Origin of the sequence: Salsipaludibacter albus (genome assembly GCF_019798055.1) — a bacterium.
In the GTDB taxonomy this organism is placed as follows: domain Bacteria; phylum Actinomycetota; class Nitriliruptoria; order Nitriliruptorales; family Nitriliruptoraceae; genus Salsipaludibacter; species Salsipaludibacter albus.
In genome coordinates this window covers 1-6068 of record NZ_JAHOPH010000064.1, presented here as the reverse complement: position 1 = coordinate 6068, position 6068 = coordinate 1, and the positions used below count along the sequence as shown (strand labels likewise).

Below are 6068 nucleotides of genomic sequence, written 5' to 3'. Positions count from 1 at the left end.
TCGGCCAGCTGGCCTTCGCGTTCCTGGTCCCGGCCCTGGCCGGCTACATCGCCTACGCCATCGCCGACCGTCCCGGCATCGCCCCCGGCTTCGTCGTCGGCCAGGTCGCCGTGGTCGTCGGTGGCGGTGGGGGGTTGGGCTGCGGCGAGGTGCTGGTGGGAGGTGCTGGTGGTCGGTGCGGGATCAGCCGCCCGGTGGTTCCTCCGGATCCAGGTCGACGACGACGACGTCGTCGGGTCGGGTGAGGTCGGGGGAGGGGAGCGTCGAACCGGGCAGCGAGACGGCGGCTGCGCCCCAGGCGGTGGCCCACCGCAGGCACGTCGCCAGGTCGGCACCGCGCGAGACGGCGAGCAGCCATCCGGCCAGCGACGAGTCGCCGGCACCGACGGTGCTGACGGGCTCGATCGGCAACGGCTCGGCGAACAACACCCGGTCGGTGGTGGCCGCGATCGTCCCCGCGGCGCCCAGGGTCAGCAGCACCGTGGCGATGCCACGTCCGACCAGCGCCCGGGCGGCGCGACCGGCCAGGGCCGGGTCTGCCTCGTAGGCGTCGCCGTCACCACCGACCAGTTCGGCCAGCTCGTGGGCGTTGGGCTTGACGAGGTCGGGCCGGCGGGTGCCCGACAGCAACGCGTGGAGCGGCGGACCGGAGGTGTCGATCGCGACCGCTGCGCCGTCGTCGCCCAGGCGGTCGGTGATCGTCGCGTAGAGGTCGGCCGGGGCGCCAGGTGGCAGCGATCCGGACAGCACGACCCAGGCGGCGCCGGTCGCCGCCTCCACGACGGCGTCCACCAGCGCGTCGACGGCGCCGCCGTCGAGGGTCGGCCCCGGCTCGTTGATCTTGGTCGTGGTGCCGTCCGGCTCGCTCAGCGTGATGTTGGTGCGCACGGGCTCGGCGATCGGCACGGACCGGTGGGCCTGGCCGCGCCGGGCCAGCGCGTCCAGGTAGGGGTCGTCGTCGGCCGCGGGGAGCACCGCCAACGTGTCGACGCCACCGGCGCGGATGGCGCGGGCGACGTTGACGCCCTTGCCAGCAGGTTCCACCGTCGCGGCGGGAACCCGCTGGACCGCGCCACGCTCGAGCCGGTCGGGCAGGGCGACGGTGCGATCGTGGCTGGGGTTGGCGGTCAGGGTGACGATCATGCCAGCACCACCGTGATGCCGGCCGTCTCGAGGGCGGCGACCCGGGCGGGGTTGGCATCGGTGTCGGTGACCAGGACGTCGACCTGGTCGGGGCGGGCGAACCGGTGGAGGTGCTCGCGGCCGAGCTTGGTGGCGTCGGCCAGCACGACGACCTGGTGGGCGGCGTCGACCATGGCGGTCTTCGCGGCGGCCTCGTCGGGGTCGGGGGTCGAGGCGCCGAACCCCTCCGTCAACCCGTTCGTGCCGAGGAAGGCGACGTCGACCCGCAGACCCGCGAGGTGTGCCACGGCTTCGGGCCCAACCACGGCATGGGTCGTCCCACGGACACGACCACCGACCATGGTGAGGTTCACACCCTCGTGCTGGGTCAGGCGGAGGGCGATGGGGATGCTGTTGGTCACCACGGTCAGCTCCTCGTCGGGACGGTGGCCGTCGAGCAGGCGGCTGGTGGTGGTGCCGGCGTCGAGGACGATGCTGCCCCCGGAGGGCAGGAGCGCGACGGCGCGTGCCGCGATGCGTTGCTTCTGTTCTGCCTGCTCGTGCTGGCGGGAATCGACATCGGTCTCGAGGACGGTGATCGCCGTGGCCGGCACGGCACCGCCGTGCACCCGGCGGACGAGACCGTGCTCCTCGAGGCGATCGAGGTCACGTCGCACGGTCTCGGGGGTCACGTCGAACCGGTCCGCCAGCTGGGTGACGGCCGCGCGCCCATGACGGGACACCCACTCGGCGATCGCCTGCTGGCGTTCCTCGGCGTACATGGGTGCTCCGTCGGGTGAGATTGTCTGTGTTTCCATCTGCTCACTCTGACAATATGCCCGATTGCCTTTGCAATGTCAAGCAACTCAGAAATATCAAAGAAGAACGGAAGTTCGGCATCGACTGCTTGACTCGTTCGGGCTGCTCGGAGGTCGGGCATCCGGCAGACTCGGCCACGACCCGCGCCCCCACCAGAGGAACCAACCGTGACCACGACGTCGACCCTGAGCGGGACCCCCGTCGTCCCCGGCGCCAAGTACGGACCGGCGGTCTGGCCCGCACCCCGTCCGACCGCCGACACCAGTGCCGGTCCCGTCCCGGACGACGAGCGTGATGCGGAGGTCGAGCGCTACGAGACCGCGGCGACCGCCGTGGCGGAGCGGCTCAGGGAGCGGGCCAGGGTCGCCGACGGCGTCGCGGCGGAGGTCCTCTCGGCGACCGCTGGCCTGGCCACCGACCGTGGGCTGCGGGGGACGGTCGCCAAGCGGATCAGGGACGGCAGTCGCGCCGACGTCGCGGTGGCCGACGCCACCGACGAGTTCGCGGCGATGTTCAAGCAGGCCGGTGGCGTGATGGCCGAGCGGGTGACCGACCTCAACGACCTCCGGGACCGCGTCATCGCCGAGGTGCAGGGCAAGGAGGAGCCCGGCATCCCGAGCCCCGACGAGCCGTCCATCCTCCTGGCAGACGACCTCGCGCCCGCCGACACCGCCGGCCTGGACGTCGGGAAGGTGATCGCCCTGGCCACCGAGCTGGGCGGTCCGACCAGCCACACGGCCATCATCGCGCGCCAGATGGGGCTGCCGTGCGTGGTGGCCGTCGACGGTCTCGGCGACGTCGCCAGCGGCACGCACGTGCTGGTCGACGGGATGGCCGGCGAGGTCGTGGTCGAGCCCGACCCGGAGGCCGCCGAGGCCCGCGTGCGCGAGTCCGCCGAGGCGATGGCGGCCGTCGACTCGTGGACCGGGCCGTGCCAGACCAGTGACGGCCACGCCGTCGGGCTGCTCGCCAACGTCCAGGACGGTGCGGCGGCCACGCGGGCCGCCGAGGGTGTGGCCGAGGGCATCGGACTGTTCCGCACCGAGCTGTGCTTCCTGGAGGTCGCAGAGGAACCGACGGTCGAGGAGCAGGCCAGCATCTACGGCGAGGTCCTGCAGGCGTTCCCCGACGCGAAGGTGGTGGTCCGCACCCTCGACGCGGGGTCGGACAAGCCGTTGAAGTTCGCCGGGCTCCCCGACGAGCCCAACCCCGCCCTGGGCGTGCGGGGCCTGCGCATCTCCGAGGACGAGCCCGACCTCCTCGAGCACCAGCTGGACGGGATCGAGGCGGCGGCCGAGCAGACCGGCACCTCCCCGTGGGTGATGGCGCCGATGGTCGCCACGGTCGACGAGGCCCGTCGCTTCGCCGAGAAGGTCCGCGCCCGCGGCCTCACACCCGGGGTCATGGTCGAGATCCCCGCGACGGCGCTGATGGCCGAGAAGATCCTGGCCGAGGTCGAGTTCTTCTCGATCGGGACCAACGACCTGACCCAGTACACGATGGCCGCCGACCGGATGTCTGCCGAGCTCGCCAGCCTGACCGACCCCTGGCAGCCGGCGGTGCTGGACCTGGTGGCGAAGACCGCCGCGGCCGGCACGGCCCAGGGCAAGTCCGTCGGGGTGTGTGGCGAGGCCGCCGCCGACCCGCTGCTGGCGATCGTGCTGGTCGGCATGGGGATCGCGACGCTGTCCGCCGCCACGGCCGCGTTGCCCGCGGTGGGCGCCAAGCTCGCCAGCGTGGACCTCGCCACCTGCCAGCGGGCGGCCGAGGCCGCCCTCGCCAGTGACTCGCCGGCCGAGGCGCGCGCCGCCGTCCGGGAGGTGCTCGACGGGTAGGACACGACGGGGCGCAGGATGTTTCGACGTCGAAACATCTTGGTAGGATGGTCGGACGCCCGAACCACGCTGGACCCGCGTTCCCGACCGGAGAGACCCCTGCCATGGCGCTGTCGTTCATCCTCACCGACGAGCAGGAGGAGTTCCGTGGCCTCGTGAAGCGCTTCGCCGACGAGGTGATCGCGCCACGGGCCGACGAGCTCAACGCCGAGGGCGTGTTCCCGGTCGACATCGTCCAGCAGATGGGCGAGCTGGGGCTGTTCGCGATCCCGTTCGCCGAGGCCGACGGCGGCATGGGCGCCGACCTGACCACCCTGTGCCTCGCCATCGAGGAGATCGGCCGAGTCGACCAGTCACTGGGCATCACCCTGGAGGCCGCGGTCGGGCTGGGCGCCACCCCGATCGCCGAGTACGGCACCGACGAGCAGAAGCTGCAGTGGCTCGGCGACCTGCTGACCGGCCAGCGCGTGGCCGGGTTCGGGCTGACCGAGCCCGGTGGCGGGTCCGACGTCGTCGGCGCGACCCGCACGACCGCCGAGGTCGACGGGGACCACTGGGTCGTCAACGGCTCGAAGGTGTTCATCACCAACGCCGGGACCGACATCACGTCGGTCGTGACCGTCCTGGCCCGGACGGGCGAGGACGCCGACGGCCGCCCGGAGCTGACCTCGATCGTCGTGCCGGCCGACACCCCCGGGTTCTCGGTCGCACCGAAGTACCGCAAGGTCGGCTGGCACGCCTCCGACACCCGCGAGGTCATCCTCGACGACGTCCGCGTGCCCCTGGCCAACACCCTGGGCGAGCGGGGCGAGGGCTTCCGCCAGTTCCTCGCCACGCTCGACGACGGGCGGATCGCCATCTCGGCGCTGGCGGTCGGGCTGATCCAGGGCTGCATCGACGAGTGCACCCGGTACGCCAACGAGCGCGAGGCGTTCGGCACGCCGATCGGTTCCAACCAGGCGATCGCGTTCAAGATCGCCGACATGGAGGTCGCCGCGCACACCGCCCGGCTGGCCACCCACGAGGCGGCGTGGCGGCGGGACAACGGGCTGGACTACAAGCGGCAGGCCTGCATCGCCAAGCTGTACTCGTCGGAGGCCGCGGTCTCGGCGGCACGCGAGGCCGCCCAGGTGTTCGGTGGGTACGGCTTCATGACCGAGTACCGGGTCGGCCGGTTCTACCAGGACGCCAAGATCCTCGAGATCGGCGAGGGAACCTCCGAGGTCCAGCGGATGCTGATCGCCCGAGACCTGGGCGTCGGCACCTCCTGAGCCCGTCCCCGGGACCCGACGGGCCACCGGGGACGGCCCGGTCAGCGCGCGAGCGTGGCCCGGCCCGGGACCGACGCCTGCGTGCCGTCCAGGTCGTGGACGACCGACAGGCGGCCCTCGCCGTCGCCACCGATCCCGGCGACGACGACCGTGTCCCCGGCGAAGTCGGTCGGGACGGCCGGGTGGCCCCCGTCGAGGTCGGCCAGCGGTGCCTCGTGCACGACCGCGCCGCTGGCGACGTCGAGGACGCGCAGCACCCAGCCGTCGTCACCTCGGGTCGTCGCGGCCCAGCGCTCGCCACCGTCGTCGAGGGTCCCGCCGAGCAGGGGGCCAGGACCGTCGCCCAGGAACGAGTACGACGTGGTCGACAGGGTCCCCGAGTCGTCCGCCAGTTCGACCTCGCCGCCGGTCTCGTTCGAGCGGTTGGCGAGCCGGACGCCACCACCGATGGCGTGGTGGCTGGATCCCTCCCAGGTCCGGTCGAGTGCCAGCTCCCGGCGTGCCCCTCCCGCCAGGTCGGAGACGACCACCGCCGTGGCCTCGTTGGGGGTGGGCCCACCGGCCTCGGTGTAGACCACGCCGAAGGCCAGCCGACCCGCGTCCGCGTCGACGTCCATCAGCACGATCCGTCCCGGCTCCACCACGACGGTCGCGTCGTCGGTGCGCGTCACGTCGTCGACCTCGCGGGGACCGAGGTCGGCCATGTCGACGATGGTCGCCACGCCTCCTCGGCCCACGCGCCCGATGGTCTCGGGACCGGACTGGAAGACCACCCCGCCGGCACCGTCGTCCCAGGCCCGGTCGACGGTGCCCGAGACGCCACCGACCGGGCGGGACGTCCCGTCGGCGTCGATGCGCACGATGCCGTCGTCGGTGGCCACGACCAGCGGCGTGCTGCGTGCCGGTGGCGGGGCCGGCGCCGCGGGTGCGGTGGACGACGGCGCGGGGGAGGCGGTCGGCGTCGGGGTCGATGACGGCGACGGCGTGGGCGTGGGAGCCGGCGCGGCGACCGGTGCCTCGC

General features: G+C 73.1%; 5 protein-coding genes and 1 pseudogene. 3 read left to right on the top strand and 3 right to left on the bottom strand.

Translation table 11 applies throughout. From position 1 onward, the window contains the following. A pseudogene (locus KR546_RS18730) lies at positions 1 to 245 on the top strand (hypothetical protein); the annotation flags it as partial. On the opposite strand, the gene KR546_RS18725 reads toward KR546_RS18730, so the two are convergent. After that, on the bottom strand, positions 184 to 1143 hold the full coding sequence (locus KR546_RS18725) for a 1-phosphofructokinase family hexose kinase (protein WP_238446245.1): 960 nt from the start codon (positions 1141 to 1143) through the stop codon (positions 184 to 186). The pseudogene KR546_RS18730 and the gene KR546_RS18725 overlap by 62 nt on opposite strands. Next, the gene (locus tag KR546_RS18720) at positions 1140 to 1904 is read right to left on the bottom strand and encodes a DeoR/GlpR family DNA-binding transcription regulator (protein ID WP_238446244.1); all 765 of its coding nucleotides are present in this window, start codon (positions 1902 to 1904) and stop codon (positions 1140 to 1142) included. The genes KR546_RS18725 and KR546_RS18720 overlap by 4 nt, the downstream gene beginning before the upstream one ends. A 204-nt stretch (positions 1905 to 2108) precedes the next feature. Between KR546_RS18720 and ptsP the strand changes: the two genes are divergently transcribed. Continuing rightward, complete coding sequence (gene ptsP / locus KR546_RS18715) at positions 2109 to 3776, top strand: phosphoenolpyruvate--protein phosphotransferase (RefSeq protein WP_238446243.1); 1668 nt, start codon at positions 2109 to 2111, stop codon at positions 3774 to 3776. A gap of 110 nt (positions 3777 to 3886) precedes the next feature. Further along, positions 3887 to 5047 (top strand): acyl-CoA dehydrogenase family protein, encoded by a 1161-nt coding sequence (locus KR546_RS18710; RefSeq protein WP_238446246.1) that lies wholly within the window; start codon positions 3887 to 3889, stop codon positions 5045 to 5047. 41 nt (positions 5048 to 5088) lie between these two features. On the opposite strand, the gene KR546_RS18705 is transcribed toward KR546_RS18710, so the two are convergent. Continuing rightward, positions 5089 to 5928 (bottom strand): hypothetical protein, encoded by an 840-nt coding sequence (locus tag KR546_RS18705; protein ID WP_238446242.1) that lies wholly within the window; start codon positions 5926 to 5928, stop codon positions 5089 to 5091. Positions 5929 to 6068 lie beyond the last annotated feature (140 nt).